Source organism: Microbacterium sp. NPDC076768 (genome assembly GCF_040687205.1).
In the GTDB taxonomy this organism is placed as follows: domain Bacteria; phylum Actinomycetota; class Actinomycetes; order Actinomycetales; family Microbacteriaceae; genus Microbacterium.
Genome location: NZ_JBFBMU010000004.1, coordinates 1 through 20,770, shown reverse-complemented (window position 1 = coordinate 20,770; position 20,770 = coordinate 1). Strand labels below are relative to the sequence as shown.

Here is a 20,770-nt window from a genome sequence, read left to right as displayed (position 1 = left end):
CCAGGATCCTATGTCGACCCTGAGCCGAGAGTTCCTGTCCCGCATGCGCGGACGGGCAGCTCGCTTCACCGAAGAGCCCGAACGCGGCTCCATCACCCTCGAGCAGGTCATCTGGACCGCCGGCATCGCGATCGCCGCCGTCGCCGTCGTGGCGATCATCGTCACCGCGATCCAGGCCTACGCCGGCCAGATCCCCACCGGCTGAAAGACCCACCCGCAGATGGTTCGCACTACCAACCACGATCACCGGCAGCGCCTCACACAAGCGCTCGCCGGTGATCGTGGTGCGGCCACGCTGCAGAACACGATCATCGCGCCGGTGCTGCTGCTGATCCTCGCGATCTTCCTGCACCTGGGCATCATCCTCCACGCGAACAACCTCGCCCACGCCGCCGCCACCAGCGCCTACAACGCCGCACGCGCCTACAACGCCAGCAGCACAGACGGCTCCACCGCCGGGCTCGCCGTCCTCACCCAGTCCGGCTCACCGATCAGCGGCGCATCCGTCGCGGTCGACCGCGGCGCCAACACGGTCACCGTCATCGTCACCGGCACCGCCCCCTCATTCGTCCCCGGACTCACCACAGCCATCGACGTCACCGTAACCGGCCCCACCGAAAGGTGGGTGAACTGATGCGCACCATCCGAACGCTCATCGCCAAGCTCCGGGACGACCGCGGCTCCGCCGGCCTCGAGATCGCCATCCTCGCCCCCGCGCTCGCCATGCTCCTCGTGCTGCTCGCCGCAGCCGGGCGCCTCAGCCTGGCCGGCAACGCCGTCGAGTCCGCCGCGTCAGCTGCAGCTCGCGAAGCATCCCTCGCCCGCACCACGGCGGGGGCACAAGCCGCCGCCGAAGACATGGCCCGGATCTCAATGGCTCAGTCCGGCGTCAACTGCACCACACTCTCCGTCAACATCGACGTCTCCGGCCTGAGCGCCCCTATCGGCACCACCGGCCGAGTCGGCGCGACCGTGTCCTGCACCGTCGCCCTCAGCGACGCAGCGATGGTCGGACTGCCCGGCACGCGCGTCCTCACCGGCAACGCCGTCTCCCCTGTCGACGCCTACAGGGAGCGGCGATGAACGTCACGATCCAGAAAGTCCGCGCCAAGCTCCACGAGGACAAGGGCGTCGCAACGATCTACTTCGTCATCATGACCGTGGCATTCCTTGCCATCGTCGGCCTCGTCGTCGACGGCGCAGGCAAGGTGCAAGCCAACCAGCAGGCCTACACCACCGCGGCCAGCGCAGCACGCGCCGCAGCAAACGCCGTCAGCGGCCAAGCGATCATCGACGGATCCACCGCGATCGACAGCAGCCGTGCCGTCAGCGCGGCCAACGGCTACCTCGCAGCTGCTGGTGTCGGAGGAAGCGCCTCCGTCAGCGGCAACCGCATCACCGTCACCGTCGACACCGACTACTCCGCGACCTTCCTCCCCATGCCGTTTCCCATCCAAGCCACAGCCACCGCAGAGCTGATCACTCAATAAGGAGACCCACATGACCACCACGCGCACGCTCACTGTGATCGCAGGGTTTGTCGCTGGCCTGGCACTCCTTGCGGGATGCACAGGAACCACCACACCCACGCCGACAACAACTCCCACCACGTCTACGAGCCCCACGGCAACAGCCGGTCCCGTTGCTCCCCCCAGCTCCGAGGATGAGGCGATCGCGGCAGCGACCGAGGTCGCCGAAGAGTCCCTAGTGATCCGTGGCGAAGTCTCGGCCGCGGGAGGTGACGGGATCGAGCGCTTTGATGCGGTCTTGACTGGCCAGGCGTTGCAGAGCGCAACTGACGAGATCGACCTGTACAACGCGCAGGGATATGTGACCACTGGCGCTGTGACGGCAGACTTCACGTCTGCGTATACACAGACCTACGAGGGTGTTGAGTTCGGCATGGTCACTCTGCCGAGCTGCACCGACTTCTCAACCCTGGTCATCACCACGAGCGATGGCAGCCCGGCTCCTCGCCCCTCAACGCTGCAGTATCCCGTGGACTACCAGGTGGTCTACGTGGCTGAGGACGAGGCGTGGAAGGTGAGCAACATGATCAAGACGGGGGACACATGCTGACCCGTATCCGTGCCGCCCTCGTCGTCGTCATCCTGGCAATCGCCACTCTCGTCGCGCTGCCTACTGCCGCCCAGGCTGCTGACGGCGTGTACTGCGAGTCCACCGGCACAGTCTCGGTTTGCTACTCGGCGCTCTCAGCGGCGCCGAGTGATCCCGTGGGTGCTGACGCGAACGGTTGGACCCGTGGAGCGGCAACGTGCTATTACCTGACGACCGAGAACAATGCGAAGGCGATGGGGATGAATCCCGAGGACATCTACGTCCTATCGACTTCTGGTGGGTATACGCAGTGGTACTTCACGATCGAGTGTGGCAACAGTCAGAAGTACTGGTCGAACGACCGACAGTGCTACGTGTCGATGGTCGATGGTGCTTGGCCAGCGATCCCTCCCGGCTATGACGCTGACGCCGGGTACTACAACTGCAACTCGGTCTGGATCGCCGCGGGTAGCGGCGGCATCGGCATCGGGGACGACAACTACACGTTCTGGTCCAACTCCGTCCCGCCGGGCCTGCAAGTTCTGACGCCCGGTAGAGCCGCGGCGATGCTGATAGACAGCTTCCCCCTCGTCGCGATCGACATCGGCATGGCACCGGAGATCAACCCCGCATGGGGCCACCGCCGAGGATACGTTGGCGTCCCGCTCTGGCTGTGGGTCAACAACCCAACTCCGACCAGCTGGGGCCCATATTCGCAAACCGCAACGCTCGGCGGGCAGACCATTACGGCCACCGCTCAGGTGACTTCCATCCGGTGGACCATGGGCGACGGATCGTCGACCGTCTGCGGCAACACCGGCACGCCCTACAACATCGGCTACGGCATGACAACGTCACCGACCTGTGGTTACCAATACACGAGAACCTCAAGCACTAGTCCGGGCGATCGTTTTACAGTCACCGCCACGAGCAGTTGGACGGTGACCTGGACTTCGGTTTCGGGTGCCGCTGGCACTGTCAACACGACCACAAGCAGCGCGGTTGACCTCGAGGTTAACGAGCTGCAGACCGTCATCGTTCCCTAACCCCCAGGAGGCATCATGAACCGCATCGGCAAGGGCCTCGGGTCGCTGATCCTGCTCGCCGTGCTCCTCGTCGGGATCCCCGCCGGGCTCGTATTCTTCGCCGGTAACCCGCTGCCGTCGTGGGACGAGCTCGTGGCAGGGTTCACGATGCGCGACTACACCGGATCCTTCCTGGTCGGAACGATCATGCCGATCGCTGCGTGGATCGCGTGGGCGACATTCGCTGTCGGCTTCCTCGCCGAGCTGCCTGCGCAGCTGCGCGGCGTGCCGCGGCCGCGGATCCCCGGTCTCGGTGTCCAGCAGAGGGTCATGGGCGGTCTGCTCGCCGCGGTCATCGCACTGTTCTCGCCCGCTGCAGCGTTCGCGTCTGAGGTTCCCGTGCAGCCCTCGGTGTCCATGAGCGCATCCGTCGTATCGGTCGCCGCGGCCGAGGCTGCCGATGAGGAGACTCCCGTCGTCGAGGCTGGGCCGCAGTACGTCGTCTCGGGCACCGACACTCTGGCGCGGATCGCGGAGACCACGTTGGGGGATCGGGAACGGGCCACGGAGATCTCCGCGCTCAACATCGGTGTCCAGCAGGCCGATGGGGGAGCGCTCAGCGCATCGGGCTGGCTGCAGGAGGGTTGGGTGCTCACTCTGCCGGCTGATGCTTTCGTTCCGGGTGTCGCCGGCGCCGCGGCCGAGACCGCCAGTGTCGAAGCGGAGACGGTCACTCAGGTCACCTACGAGCAGCGGGGAATCGTCTCCGGTGACACCCTGTGGGACATCGCGGCCGACGAGCTCGGCGACGGGGCCCGCTACCCGGAGATCTTCGAAGCGTCCAAAGACGTTGTTCAGCCCGGCGGTGGCACGATCACCGACCCGAACTGGATCTACCCCGGCCAGCAGGTCAACATCCCCGTGGTCACCACGGTTCCGGTCGCCCCGAGCGACGACGCTGCAGGCTCGACGGGCACTGGGAGCACCGGAGCCGCCGACACAGACGAGGGCGCCGCCGGCGCTGTCGACGTCGAGGCTGATGAGGGCGCCGGCGCCGCCGGTGCCGGCGGGGCTGCCGATGAGGGAGCCGGAGCAGCGGCGACGGACGAGGGCGCGGATGCCGCGGCCGAGGATGAGGCGACGAGTGGCCTGGGCTTCACCACCGAGGCGACGCAGGCACCCGCCGACGTGGCTGCCGCTCCCGCAGCGCCGGTCGACGTCGACGAGGCCGACACGAGCGGTATCGAGGACTACTTCATGGTCGCCACCATCGGCGGCATCGGCGCCACGCTCGCCGCCGGCCTGCTCACTCTGCTCGGATGGCGCCGGCTCAAGCAGCGCCGCGATCGCAAGCCACGTCAGCGGATCGCGATGCCCGACGAAACGGTGTCCAGTGTCGAGCTCGAGCTGCGCGCCGTGGAGAACCCGCTGGGCGCCGAGGCGGTCGACACGGCGCTGCGGCACCTGGCCGTGTGGGCGCAGGACACCGGCAACCGGCTCCCCGCGCTGTACGCACTCCGCCTCGACGAGAGCTCTGTGGCCGTCTACCTCGACGAGCCCACAGACCTGCCTGCACCGTTCACCCAGTACGACCCCGACGACAAGCTCGCCTGGATGGTCGCGCTGACCGACCTCGAGCCGCTCGACACGGTTCCGTCCGCGCCGTACCCGGCGCTGGTCATGATCGGCCACGACGACAACAACGGGCACATCTTCGTCGACCTCGAGCGGATCGGTGCGCTCAACGTCATCGGAGCCACCGGGGAACTACGCCAGGGTGTGCTCACCGCCATCGCGATCGAGCTCGCCGCGAACACCTGGTCTGAGGACGTGCAGGTCACCCTCGTCGGTGTCGGCGATCGCCTACCGCTCGCGCTCGGCAGCGGCCGAGTGCGTCACGTCGAGGACACCGAGACGCTGCTGCGCAACCTGCACGGACAGGCCGCGGCCGTCGAAGCGGCCCTCGCCGAGCTCGGCGTCGACGGACTCGAGCAGGCCCGCACCACCGGGGCGGACGCGGAGGCCTGGGCGCCGGAGATCATCATCCTCGGCGACAACCCGGACGATGCCACGCGCGAGGCCATCAGCGAGCTCGTCACCCGGATCCCGCGGGTCGGCATCGCCGCTGTCAGCGCCGGCCACCTGACGGGCAGCTGGAACCTGGCACTCACCGAGGACCGTCGCGCGCAGCTCGAGATCCCCGGAACCGGCGTCGCGATCCCGATCACCCCCCAGCTGGTCGGTACCCGCGAGTACAACGAGATCCTCGCGCTGTTCGACATCGCAACCGAGGGTGCCGCCACCGGCGTCGCCCTCGACGACGAACTCGAGCTCGACGAGATCCCCGCAGCCGAGATCGAAGCCGAGCAGCTCCCGCTCGTCGACGAGGAAGCCGACGTCGAGATCTCCGAGCCGGCCGCGGCCGAGGCCGAGGAGGCCACCGAGGCCGACGTCGCCGCGGCTGCCGCCGTCAACGAGGAGCCGGTGGATGCGGCAGATCACGACATGGTCGACGTCGATGCCGCGGCGGGGCAGGATGAGGCTCTCGCGGCGGTCACCCCGCTGCACCGTGGCCCGTACCTGCAGATGCTCGGCCCGGTGGAGGTCCGCGGTGGACGTGGCGAGGCGCCGGTGAACCCGAACACCGCCGCCCAGTGGCGATCGAGGGTTCGCAGGGGCACCGAGCTGGTGGCATTCCTGTCCGTGCACCCCAACGCCAGCGCCGAGCAGGTGCACGCTGTGTTCTTCCCCGGCCAGATCGCCACCGGAGAGAAGGCAAACGACGACCGCAACAGCCTGACGTCCAAAACCCGCCGGTGGCTCGGCCAGAACGACGACGGCGAGTGGTACGTGCCCTACGTCACAACCGGTGAGTACCGGCTGCACGAAGATGTCCGATCCGACTGGCAGGACTTCCTCAGTCTCGTCGGCGACGAGATCTCCGACACATCCACGGATCGGCTGCTGGCTGCGCTCGAGCTCGTCAAGGGACAGCCGATCAGTGGCGTTCCCGACAAGCGTTACGTGTTCGCCGACCGGCTCCGCAACGAGATGATCGCCGCGATCGGTGACGTCGCCCACGAGGTATCCACCCGCAGCCTGAGCACCGGCAAGGTCCGCCACGCCAGGCTCGCGTCAGCGATCGGACGCATGGTCGACCCCGTCAACGAGGTCTTCTGGCGAGACGGGCTGCGCGCCGAGCACCAGGCCGGCGACCACGCCGGCGTCGAGCGTCTCATCACGCAGCTCGAGCAGAGCCTTGCCGCCGTCGACGAGGACTACGAGCCCGAGCCCGAGACACAGACCTTGATCGCGCAGCTGCGACAGCGGCACGCGATCGCCAGCTGATCCATGACCATGACTCGTGAAGCCCCCCAGGGCGTGCGTGCGCGACGATTCCCGACGTTGCGGTACCCGCTCGCCGCCGTGGGGGGTTTCGCGCTGTCAGCGGCCGTCACAGCGCCGCTGAGCGCCGATCTGCGACTCACGGTGGGCAGTTGGGGCATGATCGCCGTCTACGCCGTCTACGGGGCGTTCCTGACGCGCACGGACCTGCGGGAGCGTCGCCTGCCCGACACACTCACCTTGACGCTCGCGGCGATCCTCGCCGGCGCCGTCCTGGCACTCGCTCTCACCGCCGGCGCAGTCGGTCCCGCAATCGCCGCGATCAGTGGCGGCATCGGGCTCGCGGTCCTGCTGGCCGCGATCGGCCTGGCCGGGCAAGTCGGATTCGGGGATGTCAAGCTCGCCCTCAGCGTCGGACTGCTCACCGGATGGCACACCTGGTACCTCCCGTTCCTTGCGCTCGCGCTCGCCTACGTGCTCGCGTTTCCGCACGCGATCACCGCGGCAGTGCGACGCAGCCGCGGGCATGACAGCACGGATCTGCCGTTCGGGCCGTACATGATCGCGGCCGGCGCGATCGTCGGGATCACCGCAACCATCGCCAGCTGAATGTCCGACGAGTACTACAGCCCCGAGGGGGAGTACCTGCGGCGTGTGCTGGACCGCCGGCACGCGCACCGCGAGGTCTCGGCCGCGGGCTGGTGGGGGCGCAGGCGAGCACGGGAACGGCTCCGCGAGCTCGAGGAGAGCGATGGCCTCGACGCGGCCGCGCAACGGTGGGCGCGCGAGCTGCTGCGCACTGAGATCGCGAATGCCTGGGCGCGGACCTCCCGGCACGCCAACGAGTGGCACCCGCGACTACTCGAGCAGCTCCCCGGCCTCGCCGAGGAAGCCGCGGCCGAGGCAGTGCTGCAGGCTGGTGACGACGAGCAACTCCACATGCATCTCACCGCTGCGGCCGCGGAACAGATCGCGCGCGAGAACGTCGACCGGGTCAGGGCCGTCGTCGACGACCGCACGATCTACCTGCTGCGCACCACGACGCCTGATGGTGACCCAATGACCGTGCTGCAGCACGCCGCCAGCGGTCTCCGCGCACGGTTCGCCGTCGACCCTGTTGACGGGTTCGGTGACGTGTTCTCCAAGCCCTACGACATCCCCTCAATCAACCCGGACAACCCGCGTGACGACGGCAACCGCTGGGAGCTGTACGCCGGGCTGGGCATCGGCCGACGCCTGTACCTCGCCGGGGCCGCGCTCCACCCTCGCATCCGCTGGCGCGCAGGCGTTCAGAGCCCCTACGCGGCGCCGCTGCGCACCAGGCTTCACGAGGCCGACCCGTACCGCTGGGCAGGGCACTGCACCTGGTGCAACGAGCGGCGGATCATTTGGCGGGAAGCCGAGCCGGCCGAGTTCGCCTCGCACCCGATCACGCCGGCGCCGGCAGCGATCGCGCCCCGTCTCGTCGAAGTCATCACAGGGGAGTAGCCCCCGGTCGCGAGCCAGGTCTGCGGCCGCGGATACGCTTCGATCATGGCATCCGGCGAGATCGAGCACCCAGACGGGTACGATCGCGTCCTCGCTGACCTCAAAGCGCGGGTGCGTGCGGCGCAGCGCAGCGCCCAGCGTGCCGTGCAGAACGAGATGGTGGGGCTCTACTGGACCATCGGCAAGACGATCCTCGAGCAGCAGCAGCAGTCCGGCTGGGGCGCCAAGATCGTCGCGCGACTGGCCGAGGATCTCCGCACCGAGTTCCCCGACACCAGCGGCTTCAACCGCTCGAATCTGATGTACATGCGAGCGTTGGCCGCGGCGTGGCCATCAAATGTCCCACAGGCTGTGGGACAACTTGCCTGGGGTCACGTCCGGCTCCTCCTCGACAGGCTCGATGACCCGGAGGAACGAGAGTGGTACGCGGTCGAGTCCACCGCGAACGGGTGGACGAGGGCCGTGCTCGAGCACCAGATCATGAACCAGCTGCGCCCACGCATCGGCGCTGCGCCGACGAACTTCGATGCTCAGCTCGAGCCAGCTGACGCCGCCCAGGCTCAGGGCATGGTCAGAGATCCATTCGTGTTCGACTTCCTCGGGCTCAGCCGCGGCATCGCGGAACGCGACCTCGAGCAAGCACTCATGGACCGCATCGTCGACACGCTGCGCGAGCTCGGCCCCGGTTTCACCTTCGCCGGACGCCAGATGAGATTCGACGTCGACGGCGACGAGTACGTTCTGGATCTCCTGTTCTTCCACACCATCCAGCTGCGCTACGTGGTCGTCGAGCTCAAGATCGGGCGGTTCGAGCCTGAGTACGCCGGCAAGCTCGGCTTCTATGTCGCTCTCGTCGACGAGCGACTCCGTCAGCCTGCTCATGCTCCAACTGTCGGGATCCTGCTGTGCACGGGGAAGAACGAATCGGTGGTCCGCTACGCGCTTCGTGGGACGACTCAGCCGATGGCGATCTCCACGTACACCTACGACTCGCTGCCCACAGCCGAGCAAGAGGCGCTCCCAGACGCCGATCAACTCACCCACGCACTGGGTGCCCTCGTTGAGCTCACCGAGCCCGAGGATGCCACCAACCAACCCGAGAGCCTCTAGCCGCGGCCCAGAACATCCGGGCTCACCCGCCGTAGAGGCTCGCCCCGACAAACACCGGGGGAGCGGCAACGCGCGGCAGGGAGGCCTCACCGCCGCACACCACGCACACCAGGACGCCGGGGCGATCGCGCATCACCACGCCGCAGCAGTGCGGCTGAGCGCCGTCCGCCAACTCATCGTCGACCATCCTGCGAAGGTACGCCTCCGGCCCACACGCGCAACGCGGTTCTCCACAGACGGGCTTCCCCGCTAGCCGGTTTTGTGGCACAATACCTGTATGGGAATCGAGTGGGCGGAGTCAGCCGACAAGCACGACATCACCCACACCGATGCTCTCTACGCCATGCAGAACTCGATCTACACGAGCACCAAAGTCAAGATCAACGACCGCGACGGACGCAACCAGCGCCGCCTCTTCGTCGGCCCACAACACGCGCAGACCGATCGGCTGATCGAAGTCCTCATTGAACTCAAGCCCGGCGGCACCTTCGTCGTCTATCACGTCATGCCGCTGGGCTCTTACTACCGCCAACAGATGGAGGAGGAGACCGGATGACCCTCAGCAAGAAGGACCAGGAGCGCTACGCAGCCCTCGCCGCTCTCGAGGAACAGCCCACCGGCGCGTCGACGCCGGGGGAGAGCGCCCACGGGGCGGACGCCGCAGCCATCGGCCAGCAGATGCTTCTCGACGCCCTCGGAAGCACACAGGCCGTCGCACGCGCGGTGGGAGGACGACCCCGCGTGGGGGGAACGGCCGCCGGCGCTGGCTCGTCCCCGACGATCCGCACCCGCGTCACACCGACCCGCAAGCGGGAGGTCGATCAGCTGCGTGCGCAGCTGGGGATGAAGAGCGACTCCGACGTCGTCCGAGCCGCGCTCGACGAGTACGTGCAACGGCACCTGCAGGCCAGCGCGTGACCACGGAGCGAGGTTGGGCAGAGACGCCCGGTGGTGCGCTGCTGGGCAGCCTCATCGCCGACGCCTTCGCCCGCGCCTCACAGCACGACGACGAGCCAGCGCACAGCTCCGACGCCCCACCGCCGTCCAACGTCAGAGACCACCACTAAGGTCCGCACATGCGCGTCATCGGAACCATTCGCAGCACCGCCACCGAACGGATCACCGTCGAGGCTGATAGCTACCAGGAGGCTCGCGAGCTGCTCGAGGCGCAAATCCCCGAAGGCCACGAGCTCATCGTCATCCGCACGGATACCGACACTTGACCATGGACGCACTCGCCACCGATCCGATCCCCGCAGCTCACGCGCGAGGCGCCTGGGCCGCGGGGATCGAGCCCCTGCGCGAAGCATTCCCCCTCCATGCCGACAAGCTCATCCGAGCGATCGCCTACTCGCACATCGAGCCCCTCCCCACCCCGATCTTCATCGTCGGCGGAACACGCCTCACGAGGGAGTCCCTCGCGAATGCACTCGCCGAGCTCGCCGGCGAGGTCGAACGACCGCACATAGACCCGCCCACGCTCAACGGGATTCGCCGTGCCGTGACACCTGGCAGGCCGCTCGTCCTCGACGAGGTACCGCAGACCAGTTCCCGGTCGACCTTGAGCATGCTCGACGAGATCGAGATCGAGTCTTTCGTCTCGTTCTCGACCACACTCAGCGACGCTTCCGCTCTCATCATCGCCAGCTCGCAGACCATCCAGCCACTCAGCGCCGGACGCTCCATCACGATCGAGTTGCCCCAGCGTCTCCGCAGCCTTCGACCACTTCGCGCCATGGAGAGCGAACCGGCAGCCGCCGGCCGACGCATCATCGCGAGCTACCTGCAACAGAGCACACGCCACCTGGACCTCAACGAGCACGCGATCAATATCGCTCGCCATCCCGACTACGACAAGCCCCGCCGCCTCGACGCAGCGTTCTACCTCGGCGATACGATCCTGCGCACCCTCGGGCTCGACACCCTCGCTACCCCGGCGACCTCATGGCTCAGCCCCGACGATCAGATCGTCTGGGCTCTGCGCGATGCCGTCAGGTATCTCCTCGCCAACGGCGGAGAACTCACCGACAACGCCAGCGACAGCAAGGAGTGGGTGATCGGGCGCACCGATCGCGACTACCTATACATCCGCCCGACTGAGGCGCTGCCATTCATCCGCGCCACACACGGCGACCCAACTCTCAGCACGAAAGCGATCACCGCGGCGCTGCGGCGCCTGCACCTGATCACATCCAAGACCGGAACCGTGACCGTGCGGATCGGCGGGGAACCCACCCGCGTCTGGAAGATCCCCACCGACCGCGAGATCTAACGCGACACGCCGACACGCCGACCCCCATGTCGGTGTCGTCGGGCTCGATCCGAGTGTCAGGCAAAGAGCCCTAGTGTCACGCAAACCCAATTCCCGACATCCTCGCGGACCCCTTGCGCACACCGGCGTATCGGAAAATGGCTCCTCGCGCGCAACGATACACTTTTGAGGTGTACCAATGAATCCCGGCTTGATCTGGGCTTTCTTTTCGAGTGGTACACCTGTGATTCGTAAAGGTGTACCAGGCTTTTTCGCCTTTTGATCTGGTTTTTTCTCGTGCCTGGTACACCTGGTACACCTTTTCAGCGCAAGCCCTCACACATGCGTGCCCGCGCGAGGCGGGAAAGGTGTACCAACGGTGCCGCCAAACTTTTTTCGGGAACCGATGTCCGCGAAGCGTCCGCTGTTGGGCCTATACCTGACATGGGCGCGAAGACACGGCTGCGCGACGCAGCAAGGAAAATCCCAATGCGGCATCAGAGTTCTGGTAGACATGCCGTATGGCTGACAAAGAGCACCGCGGCGAGCCAGTCGCTGCGACCGGCGACGAGGCATCGCCCCGTCGCCGAGGCACACGGCCGCGCGGAAAGCGAACGGCAATCACCGTCCGGGTTCCGGACGATCAGTACGAGCAATACTCCCGCGATGCGGATGCGCTCGGTATCCCCATCGGCAGCTGGGCAGCGATCCAGCTTGCCGCATCTAAGGGCCTCGAGATCCCCGAGTACATCAACCAGGAGATCCGTAAGGCTGCAGAACGGCGCCATGCCGAAGAGACCGCACACGCAGAGGAGCTGCCTATGCTTCGGTCCGCATAAAAGACTCGACCCCCTCTGGTCTGCAAACCATCGGGGGTCTTGAGTGCTTTGGGGTCACAGTCTCCTGCAAGAGGCTGCAACGAACGTCTGAATCAGAATCAGAATCAGCAGGTAAGCATGATTATAGCCGCGATATTGCGGATGTCTAGCGTTGATGTGACCGTCGTGTCGCACCCGCTGGAATCTGCTGCGCGCTCCCGAGGGGGTGTGCTGCAGCGATGACGCTTGAGTACACCGGGACGTCGACGGCTACCAACTCCCTCGACCGCGTCCTCGAGGCGCTCGACCGCGGAGGGTGGAAGCCTCGGCGCCGCGGCAACCAGCACATGGCCCTGTGCCCTGTGCACGGCGACGCACAACCCTCGCTGAGCATCCGCTACGACCACGCCGGCGGCAAGGTGATGATGCATTGCTTCGGCTGTGGCGATGCCTTCGACCTCCGCGACGTGTGCGGCGCGCTGGGCCTGACCGTCAGCGATCTGTTCGATGCGCCACTGCCCGCCGATCGCCGTAACGCTTCGCACGCCCCGCGGGCGAAGCGGCCGACGCTGCCGCCGCGGCTAACACAGGATGAGCTCGCCCCCCAGACCCCGGACCTGACCGGCGCGACGTGGCGCCAGGTCAAGGTCTACGAGTACGTCGACGACAACGGCGTCGTCCTGCAGCGCGTCCACCGCGAAGAGACCACCCTGGACGGGCAGCGGCACAAGCGGTTCACCCAGAGCTACCGCGGCGCCAACGGCCGCTGGGTCAAGCGCAAGCCCGAAGGCTTCGCCCCCCTGCTCTACAACCTCGCCGCGATCCGCACAGCGGTCGCCGGCGGCGGTGACGTGTGGCTGCTCGAGGGGGAGAAGGACGCCGACAGCGCAATCGCCGAGGGCCTGACCGCGACCACCAATGCCGGCGGCGCCACGGCGTTCCCCGCCGAGCTGCTCGAGCACTTCCGGGGCGCCACGGTCAACCTGGTCGTCGACAACGATCCCGCCGGCGCACAGCGTGCCGCGGGTGTCGGTGCGCAGCTGGCCGAACTCGGCATCCCGGCGCGGATCTTCCTGCCCAACCTCGACGACCGCAAGTCGGACTTCACCGACCACATGGACGCCGGCGGAACGGTCGCGACGCTCCTCGAGATCACCGTCGACGACGCCCGCGCGATCGTCGCCGCAGCCGAGGCCGACAAGCTCGTGCACGGGCGCACCGGCGTTGCCGTGTGCCTCAAGGAAGCGACCGCACAGCTCGAGCAGAGCCAGCAGGACCGGGCGACTTCCGAGCAGCACGCCGAGGCGTGGGCGCGGGAGTCGCTCAACCGCCTCGAGCGGATCAAAGCGATCGACCCTGTCCTCACCCCGGAGCAGCTCGGCGGTCGCGGCCGCATCGCCCTGGACGAGTACGCGGCCGCGACCGCCGAGGGTGCGCGGATCGCCCGTGACACCTACATCGTCGCGGGCCTCGACGTCCCCCAGGCGGTCGCATCGTCGCTCGTCGCGATCCGCCCCGACCTCGACGAGCAGCAGCCGGCCGAGACCATCGAAATCACCCCTTCCGCGCCCCGCACGCAGACCGGCAGCGGAGGCGGCAACGGGGGAGTGTTCTTCGGGAACGACACCCCCGAGGACCAGCCCGAGAAGCGCCCATTCATCCAGGGCAACCACTACGACATCGTCGAGGGGCAGACCGTGCTCATCAAGCACACCCCCGGTGACGAGGAGAACAAGTACTTCCGGGTCATGCGCGGGTGGGCGGAGGTTCAGACAGTCGCCGTCGAGGACGACGGCACCGACAATGAGATCGCCCGGCCCCCGCACATGTACGTGATCAAGTTCTCCCGGTGGGTTCCGAACGACCGCGGCTACCCGACGCGCGACACCGAGACCGGTCAATTCAAGACCGAGTCGGTCACCCTCAAGTACACCGAAGACCAGATCCGCGACGGGTCGTGGTCGAAGGCGATGCCCTGGCCTGGGTTCCTCGAGTCGAACAGCCGCCGTGGCGCCGATCAGGCGTGGGATGCGATGAACGCGATCAAGCCGCCGAGGAACAACAGCATCGTGCACACCACGGTCGGGTGGCGCACCACCGACACCGGCGACTACTTCGTCCACGCGACCGGCGCAATCGCCAAGGGCGGCGCGGTCGACGTCGACGTGGACGTAGCAAAGACCTCCGACATCTACGCGATGCCCGAACCCACCACAGACCGCGACACGCTACGCCAGGCGTGGCTCGAGGGCACCGTGGCGCTGCGGGAATCCGAGCTCCCCGCCCGTGTGATCGCCCCTCTGCTCGGCCACTCGTGGACCGCCCCGGTCCTGCCCGGCCCGATCCTGCTGCACCTGGTGGGCGGGTTCGCGTCCTACAAGACCTCACACAGCCGCCTAGCCGTGCAGTACTTCGCCCCGGCCCTCACCCACAACACCAAGGGCCTGATCTCCGGTGCCTCCGGCGGATCCACCGCGATCGGCCTGCAGCGCACCCTCTCCGGGATCAGCCATGTCCCCGTGATCGTCGACGACTTCGCCCCGGACGGCAACGCCAGCGACGCGATCCGCCGCATCAGCACTCTCGGCCGCATCGTGTTCAACGGCATCGGGCGCATCCGCGGCAAGCAGCGCGGCGGCGCCGAGGCCGACCGCCCGATCCTCGCCAGCATCATCACATCCGGCGAGCTGTCAGCCCAGGGATCCGCCGACTCCCGCATCGTCAACCTGCCGCTGGACCCCTCCACACTCGAAAACGGCGGCGAGATCTTCGGACGCCTCGAGTCCCGGCGTGGCCGCCAGGCCCGCGCTCTCATCGGCTCCTCGCTCGTGCAGTGGACGGCCGCTCGTCGCAAGCAGCTCGTCGACGACTTCACCGAAGCTGAGGAAGACAGCGAGCACCGCCTGTGCACGCAGGCCTACTGGCGCAAGACGATCCCCAACCAGAACGGGCACGGCGGACTCCACGACCGCCTCGTGCAATCCGCCGTGGTCCTGGACCGCGGCATCGTGATCATGCTCATGATGCTCCGCGACCTCGACGTCATCAGCGACGACGAAGCCCGCGACTTCTACGGCTGGGCGCGCGCCGGCATCGCCGAGGCAATCAGCCTGCAGGACTCGTCCGCGTCCGACCCCGGCGAGCAGCTGATGGAATACCTGCGCGAGGCGATCGCCAACGGCAACGCCCACCTGGCCGGCCTGGACAGCGCCGTGCCCGAGGACGCGAGCTCGCTGGGATGGAGCGACCAATCCGCCGGCATGCACCCGCAGTGGCGCCCCAACGGGCAGCGCGTCGGCGTCATCAACAAAGACCGCCTCTACCTGTTCCCGACCACCGCCGTCGCCGTTGCCAAGCAGATGTCGCAGCGGGCCGACGAGGCGTTCAGCGACACCAAGACCTCGCTCTCCTCGTCGATGCTCTCCCACGGGTGGCTCATCGCAGACGGCGCGGGCAAGCGCAGCGTCGTCCGCCGCACCGGCCGCGCGATGCAGCACCGCGTGTGGGACATCCCGCTGTCAGCGCTCACCGGCAGCGGCCCCGACGCCCCCTCTGACGACACCGGCATCGACAACGGGGGAGAAGGCCCCCAGACAACCCCCGAGGGCGGTGTGCCGTCGCTGTTCGATGCCCCCACGGTCGATGAGACGCCCACCGCTCCCGCGGAGCCCACGCCCCCCCAGCCGACCGCCCCTGCCGCCCCGGCCGAGACCGAGCAGCCCGCCGCCGCCGCACCACAGCCCGCCAACTCTGCACCCCGTGACGCGGCCGCACCGACGCGGCCTGCCTCTGCGACGTCGCCCGAGGACTTCCGCGCCCCACTGGGAGTGCTCCACACAGACGGGCTGTGGCTGTCCAACGGTGAGCTGATCCGCATCAAGGGACAGCTCGAGCATGCCGGTCAGCTCGCGCAGCTCGCCACGGACCTGAACCTCGGCACCCGCATCAACCAGGGCACGAACGGTGCCCGCAAGACCGAGCGCGGCCAGATCTACCTCACCATGGATGCCGCCCTCGCCCTCGGCCTCCCGCTGGACACCCTGCCCGAGTCCACCGACTCCGACTACGGCAAGCTGCTGCGCGAGGCCACCAAGGGCCACCCGTTCATCACCATGGCGACCGAAACCGGGTTCTCCCTCAGCGGCGACGGATCCATGACCGGCAGCATCGACGTGTGGCGCGAAGACAACCGCGGTATCGGTGTCCACATCGCGCTCATCCCCGCCCAGGACTTCCGCTTCATCAGCACCATCCTCGACGGCGACCCGGACCCCGCGACCATCGCACGCCGACTGGGGAAGTTCACCGCGGCGCTCAAGTTCCCCTACCGCAGCAGCGCCGGCACGACCGGCACCAAGCTCATGCGCGCGCTGCTTCCCCGCGACAAGCACGACGAGATCTACTACCCGCAGGACCGGCCAGCGCCCGTCAAGGACCAGATGATGGCCGAGGGTGACTTCAACTGGCAGCGCAAGCTGTTCGGCGATGAGATCGGACAGCACTGGGCACACGGGTTCGACCGGGGCGGTTCCTACCTCGCCGCAGCCAGCACCGAAGTCGGCGTCGGCACACCCACCCACTACGCGGGGCCGCTGCAGTTCACCAAGGCCACGAACAAGCCCGGCTACTGGCTGATCACCGCCCCCGAACCGGGCAGCTGGCTGATCCCCGACATCTTCGCCGCCCAGGGCATCGTCCGCGACGGGTTCGCTGGCTCCCAGATCTGGGTCAGCACACCTACCCTCGAGCTCGCGAGCGAAATGGGCCTCGAGCTCGAGATCCACGAAGCGTGGTTGTGGGACCGCAAGGCCAAGGTCTTCGAGGCCTGGTACAAGCGCATCCGCGACGCCCGCACCGCCCTCGACACCAGCGACGTCGACGACCAGGCCGCCCGTGACCTGCTCAAGATCGTCTACGCCGCCGCGATCGGCATGCTCGACTACCGCGGCGACCACGACACCCTCGCCGTTTGGGCCCCGCACCGCCACGACATGATCGTCGCGAAATCCCGCGCCAACATCATCCGCCGCGTCCTCGCCAACGCCGAGCGCAGCGGCCGGTGGCCCGTCGCCATCGAGAAAGACACCGTCGTCTACACCAGCGACCACACCGACCCGCTCGAGGCCTGGCCCGGCGACCCCTCCTGGTTCGGCCGCGGCCTGGGCCAGTACAAGTACGAAGGATCCGACCCGCTCGCGCATCACGCCGAGTTCCTCAACGGTGACGGCTCCTACAAGGGCAAGAAGTACCTCGAGGAGCTGATCTGATGGCACTCAGCAAGGGCGCCCAAGCCCGCCAGATGAAAGCGATGTTCGAGGGCCTCACCGGTCAGAAGATCCCTGACTACGCCGCGGAGCACCCCGACACTCGCGCGATGCTCAAGTTCCTCTTCCCCGGCAAGAGCGATCGCTTCCCGATCGCGACCGGCCTCGCCGCCAAAAAGCTCGGCGTCTCCCAGGGCACCGTGCAGCGCTGGATCCGCGGCGCCCAGAACCCCCGCGCCGCGATCACCAAAGAGATCACCAAGCGCGTCCGCCAATCCGTGACGACCCAGCGCGGCCGCGGACAGCTCGCCAAGCGCGTCCAGGCCCAGCTCCCCACCCGGCAGCGCACCATCCGCGTCAACGCCCTACAGGGCCCTTCCTCAGACCCCAACGACAAGAAGTACGTCGCCGAACGGTTCAGCAACCTCGACATGTCACCGTCCGAGCAACAACACCTATACGACGCCTGGGTGCAGGGCGGCGACGCCGGCGCCACCGACTACCTCACCGGCCTCTACGACACCCGCTACGTCGACGGCTGGCAGTTCCACGGCATCAAAGGCGTCGAGTGGCGCTGATACTACCGACCTCGCCCACGAGTAGCCGCGAAACGAAGGAAGGCCCCGATGCCTGAACGAACCGTCGACTTCGTCGTCACCAGCCAGCCCGCCACGCCCGCCGGCCCCATCCCGGCCGGCCAGGAGGCGATCTCGTTTAGTTACGGCATAGCCGCGGGCCAGGACAGCACGATCGTCGTTCACCACGACCAGATCGGCCGCATCGTGGCGCTCCTCGCCCCCTACGGACTCGGCGTCACACTGTCGGGATACATGGCCAACCTCCCGGAGTGGGTCTCGCTCCGGGTCGTGGACATTCCCGAGCGCGGCCACCCCTTCCCCACCCACCAGGACCACAGCTATCTCGTCCTCGTCAACGCGCTGCACCACGCAGGGTTCCGCGAGACGATCCACCCTCGATTCGAGTAGCCCTCGATTCGCAGCTACTCGAATCCGCCGGCCAGCGCGATACGCTCTATGTAGTGAATGTCACGCTTTTATCAGGCGTGAACGGAATGCCCGCCCTCAGAGAAAGGACCAGCCGATGGCAGCCACCATGCCCGAGCTCGTCGACTACGCCTACATCGCCGAGAAGCTCAACGTCTCTCAGCAGACCGTGCGCGTCTACGCCACCGGCACCAAGCAGCGCAAGGCCGGTTTCCCCAAGTCCGCGCTCCCCGAGGGTGCGCGCTCGCCGCTCTTCCACAAGAAAGAGGCCGACGCCTTCATCAAGCGGCGCCTCGAGGAGACCGCCGGCGACAGCGACCAGGAAGAGGCAGCCCAGAACGCATACGCCGAGCTCGGCCGTGAGATCAACCTGCGCAGCCGGGAGCAGCTGCAGGCCGCGCTCTTCGAGGATCTCGGCCTGCCCCGCACCGAGGATCTCTCCGTCTCGACACCGGCGCTCAAGAAGCTCTATGACGAGACCGGTTCAGCTTTCGTCGGCCACGTCCTCCGCTTCCGCGGGAAGTAGCACACAGCCACACCCCAACACACCGCGCCAGGCGTTGACCACGACATCGGCACCGCCTAAGCTGTGAATGTCACATTCACTAGGGAGGCTGATAGTGGACGACTCGTCGACCTACGACCCCGCACCACTCTGGTTCACACCCGAGAGCGCGAACGTCGAAGCGCTCGAGCAGGCCTGGGGTGCGCGCAAGCTCAGCCAGATCATGGGCGCCGCACTCGGCAGCTTCAACCGCCTCGGCCACGTCGACGCCGGCACAGCCTCAGACACGTTCGGCGTCTCCGAGGGCACCATCCGCCGGTGGATCCGTGACGGCGTGCCCCCACGACGAATCGAGCACGTCATCGGCCTCGTCCGCCCCCCACAGGGCGCATTCGAGCAGGAGCGCAAGGATCTCGTCTACGCCCGCGGCGCCGTCACCAAGATCTCGACAGACACCGCGAATGCCGTCGCACTGTGGGGATACAAGGGCTACCTCGAGCAGTGGGATCTCGCGATCATCAAGATCAAGAACATGCCCGTCCTCACCGTCCGCATGGCACGTACCGATCGCGACCGCGCCGCGGACAAACGCCTCACCGCCGGCGGTGAGCTCGTCGAGATCTCCACCTTCCCGAGCTACTGGGCAGCAATCGTCGCCCGCAGCGAGCTCCTCGAGGACGTCTACCCCTACCGGGTCCAGCTGCGCAACACCAAACTCGCCAGCGGCGCCGGCAAGGCCTTCCTCGACGACGCACCCAGGAAGCCGCTGCGCTCCTACCGCAAGAAAGCCCGCACCAGCGTCCGCACAACCACACGGGAGAACGCATGACACACGTCCCCCTCGATGAGGCGATCGCCGCTCTCACTAACGACGTCGAGAGCGGCGATCTCCCTCGTGTGGTCACCGCCGACCGTGCGACTCTCGACGCGATCCGCTACGTCGTGCAGCAGTGGTACGCGATCACCGACAACGCCGGCCTCGATCTCTCTTCCACCGCCGAGGATGTCGCACGCGAGTACTTCGTGCGCGGCGAACTTCCCGACGAGCCCTGGGTCTGGCAAAGCTCCCTATGACATCCCCGCCGACCTACTGGCACGGTGGCTGCCCAGGGCTCGAAATCGGCGCTCCGCTGCTAAGTCCGCTCGACGCTGCAGCCGCCGGCCTGCGGATCCCCTACACGCCCCGAGAGCGCCCAGAGCTCGGCATCGTCTCGCGCACCGACCGCGTCTACTTCTCCACCAACCAAGACTTCGCCCGCGCGTTCGCCTTCCAGACCGAGATCACCACACCCTCCGGCACGCTCACATCCCGCGGCACGCTCTACGCAGTTACCCCCACCGGACCCGTCGACGAGGATCCCGACTTCGCCGGCCACAACGTCTCCTGGTGCGCCGCCGGCGCCATCATCACCGAGATCATCGAGACCAACGTCCTCATGCGCACCCGCGACGCCACCCGCGCCATCGGCATCTACGCCAGCTGGGACGACGGTCGGCCGATGTACCTCGAGGACGGCAGACTCGGCGTCACCTGGCAAATGGAGAGCCACGGCATCACCCAGGCCACCGTCGACGAGATCGTGCGCCCCTGGACTCCCGTCGAAACCGCCCTCGAGCGCATCCACGCAGCTGCCACCCGCAACCACCGCACCCGCTGACGCGGGGGAGCAGCCGACCTGAGATCCGAGGCGCCGGCAGAGCGCAGCGAAGCCGACGCCGGCCCCTTGCCTCGACGAACTGCCCTCCGCCCGCGGCCGGCTCGCCGGCTGCCCGAGGCCAGTGGCGCAGCCACTTGCCCTCACGGGAAGTCAGCTGCGACGTTCGACACCATCGTCTGGGGGCCTTCGAAAGGCGAAGGCGCTGCCGCCACAAAGCGGCGAAGGAGAGAGAATCGTCCGCAGT

The 20,770-nt window shown here is 67.5% G+C and carries 23 protein-coding genes; all 23 read left to right on the top strand.

Annotated elements, in window-relative coordinates; genetic code table 11:
• The first annotated feature begins 10 nt into the window (after nucleotides 1-10).
• The 23 genes from AB0O87_RS14340 to AB0O87_RS14230 all read left to right on the top strand — a co-directional run bounded on the left by AB0O87_RS14340 (nucleotide 11) and on the right by AB0O87_RS14230 (nucleotide 20,526).
• On the top strand, nucleotides 11-205 hold the full coding sequence (locus AB0O87_RS14340; RefSeq protein WP_234001752.1) for a hypothetical protein: 195 nt from the start codon (nucleotides 11-13) through the stop codon (nucleotides 203-205).
• Nucleotides 206-220: 15 nt separating this feature from the next.
• A complete protein-coding gene (locus AB0O87_RS14335; RefSeq protein ID WP_276315069.1) occupies nucleotides 221-634 on the top strand; it encodes a TadE/TadG family type IV pilus assembly protein in 414 nt (137 codons plus the stop codon).
• Nucleotides 634-1,083: a pilus assembly protein gene (locus tag AB0O87_RS14330; RefSeq protein ID WP_234001753.1), complete on the top strand. Its 450-nt coding sequence runs from the start codon at nucleotides 634-636 to the stop codon at nucleotides 1,081-1,083. Before AB0O87_RS14335 ends, AB0O87_RS14330 begins: the two co-directional genes overlap by 1 nt.
• Nucleotides 1,080-1,490, top strand: a complete 411-nt coding sequence (locus AB0O87_RS14325; RefSeq protein WP_234001754.1) for a pilus assembly protein TadG-related protein — start codon at nucleotides 1,080-1,082, stop codon at nucleotides 1,488-1,490. The genes AB0O87_RS14330 and AB0O87_RS14325 overlap by 4 nt, the downstream gene beginning before the upstream one ends.
• A 10-nt stretch (nucleotides 1,491-1,500) precedes the next feature.
• Complete coding sequence (locus AB0O87_RS14320) at nucleotides 1,501-2,079, top strand: hypothetical protein (protein ID WP_234001755.1); 579 nt, start codon at nucleotides 1,501-1,503, stop codon at nucleotides 2,077-2,079.
• The gene (locus AB0O87_RS14315) at nucleotides 2,073-3,104 is read left to right on the top strand and encodes a hypothetical protein (RefSeq protein WP_234001756.1); all 1,032 of its coding nucleotides are present in this window, start codon (nucleotides 2,073-2,075) and stop codon (nucleotides 3,102-3,104) included. Before AB0O87_RS14320 ends, AB0O87_RS14315 begins: the two co-directional genes overlap by 7 nt.
• 15 nt (nucleotides 3,105-3,119) lie before the next feature.
• The gene (locus AB0O87_RS14310) at nucleotides 3,120-6,431 is read left to right on the top strand and encodes a LysM peptidoglycan-binding domain-containing protein (protein WP_234001757.1); all 3,312 of its coding nucleotides are present in this window, start codon (nucleotides 3,120-3,122) and stop codon (nucleotides 6,429-6,431) included.
• A 9-nt stretch (nucleotides 6,432-6,440) separates the two neighbouring features.
• Nucleotides 6,441-7,037, top strand: a complete 597-nt coding sequence (locus AB0O87_RS14305) for an A24 family peptidase (RefSeq protein WP_234001758.1) — start codon at nucleotides 6,441-6,443, stop codon at nucleotides 7,035-7,037.
• Nucleotides 7,038-7,082: 45 nt separating this feature from the next.
• Nucleotides 7,083-7,916, top strand: a complete 834-nt coding sequence (locus tag AB0O87_RS14300; RefSeq protein WP_363517450.1) for a hypothetical protein — start codon at nucleotides 7,083-7,085, stop codon at nucleotides 7,914-7,916.
• Nucleotides 7,917-7,961: 45 nt separating this feature from the next.
• Nucleotides 7,962-9,026: a PDDEXK nuclease domain-containing protein gene (locus AB0O87_RS14295; RefSeq protein ID WP_234001760.1), complete on the top strand. Its 1,065-nt coding sequence runs from the start codon at nucleotides 7,962-7,964 to the stop codon at nucleotides 9,024-9,026.
• A 277-nt stretch (nucleotides 9,027-9,303) separates the two neighbouring features.
• Nucleotides 9,304-9,582 (top strand): hypothetical protein, encoded by a 279-nt coding sequence (locus tag AB0O87_RS14290; RefSeq protein WP_234001762.1) that lies wholly within the window; start codon nucleotides 9,304-9,306, stop codon nucleotides 9,580-9,582.
• On the top strand, nucleotides 9,579-9,944 hold the full coding sequence (locus tag AB0O87_RS14285; RefSeq protein ID WP_193599371.1) for a hypothetical protein: 366 nt from the start codon (nucleotides 9,579-9,581) through the stop codon (nucleotides 9,942-9,944). The genes AB0O87_RS14290 and AB0O87_RS14285 overlap by 4 nt, the downstream gene beginning before the upstream one ends.
• Nucleotides 9,941-10,093, top strand: a complete 153-nt coding sequence (locus AB0O87_RS14280; RefSeq protein ID WP_234001763.1) for a hypothetical protein — start codon at nucleotides 9,941-9,943, stop codon at nucleotides 10,091-10,093. Before AB0O87_RS14285 ends, AB0O87_RS14280 begins: the two co-directional genes overlap by 4 nt.
• A 9-nt stretch (nucleotides 10,094-10,102) precedes the next feature.
• Nucleotides 10,103-10,249: a hypothetical protein gene (locus AB0O87_RS14275; protein ID WP_234001764.1), complete on the top strand. Its 147-nt coding sequence runs from the start codon at nucleotides 10,103-10,105 to the stop codon at nucleotides 10,247-10,249.
• Nucleotides 10,250-10,251: 2 nt separating this feature from the next.
• Nucleotides 10,252-11,298 (top strand): hypothetical protein, encoded by a 1,047-nt coding sequence (locus tag AB0O87_RS14270; protein WP_363517444.1) that lies wholly within the window; start codon nucleotides 10,252-10,254, stop codon nucleotides 11,296-11,298.
• 500 nt (nucleotides 11,299-11,798) lie between these two features.
• Entirely contained in the window at nucleotides 11,799-12,116 is a 318-nt protein-coding gene (locus AB0O87_RS14265) for a hypothetical protein (RefSeq protein ID WP_234001766.1), read from the top strand.
• Nucleotides 12,117-12,334: 218 nt separating this feature from the next.
• The gene (locus AB0O87_RS14260; RefSeq protein ID WP_234001767.1) at nucleotides 12,335-17,362 is read left to right on the top strand and encodes a CHC2 zinc finger domain-containing protein; all 5,028 of its coding nucleotides are present in this window, start codon (nucleotides 12,335-12,337) and stop codon (nucleotides 17,360-17,362) included.
• Entirely contained in the window at nucleotides 17,362-17,937 is a 576-nt protein-coding gene (locus AB0O87_RS14255; RefSeq protein ID WP_234001768.1) for a hypothetical protein, read from the top strand. Before AB0O87_RS14260 ends, AB0O87_RS14255 begins: the two co-directional genes overlap by 1 nt.
• 48 nt (nucleotides 17,938-17,985) lie before the next feature.
• Nucleotides 17,986-18,345, top strand: coding sequence for a hypothetical protein (locus tag AB0O87_RS14250; RefSeq protein WP_234001769.1), 360 nt, complete (start codon nucleotides 17,986-17,988; stop codon nucleotides 18,343-18,345).
• 115 nt (nucleotides 18,346-18,460) lie between these two features.
• A complete protein-coding gene (locus AB0O87_RS14245; RefSeq protein ID WP_234001770.1) occupies nucleotides 18,461-18,889 on the top strand; it encodes a DNA polymerase in 429 nt (142 codons plus the stop codon).
• Nucleotides 18,890-18,983: 94 nt separating this feature from the next.
• Nucleotides 18,984-19,697, top strand: a complete 714-nt coding sequence (locus AB0O87_RS14240) for a hypothetical protein (RefSeq protein ID WP_234001771.1) — start codon at nucleotides 18,984-18,986, stop codon at nucleotides 19,695-19,697.
• Nucleotides 19,694-19,942, top strand: a complete 249-nt coding sequence (locus tag AB0O87_RS14235) for a hypothetical protein (RefSeq protein WP_234001772.1) — start codon at nucleotides 19,694-19,696, stop codon at nucleotides 19,940-19,942. Before AB0O87_RS14240 ends, AB0O87_RS14235 begins: the two co-directional genes overlap by 4 nt.
• Nucleotides 19,939-20,526, top strand: coding sequence for a hypothetical protein (locus AB0O87_RS14230; RefSeq protein WP_234001773.1), 588 nt, complete (start codon nucleotides 19,939-19,941; stop codon nucleotides 20,524-20,526). Before AB0O87_RS14235 ends, AB0O87_RS14230 begins: the two co-directional genes overlap by 4 nt.
• The last annotated feature ends 244 nt before the right edge of the window (nucleotides 20,527-20,770 follow it).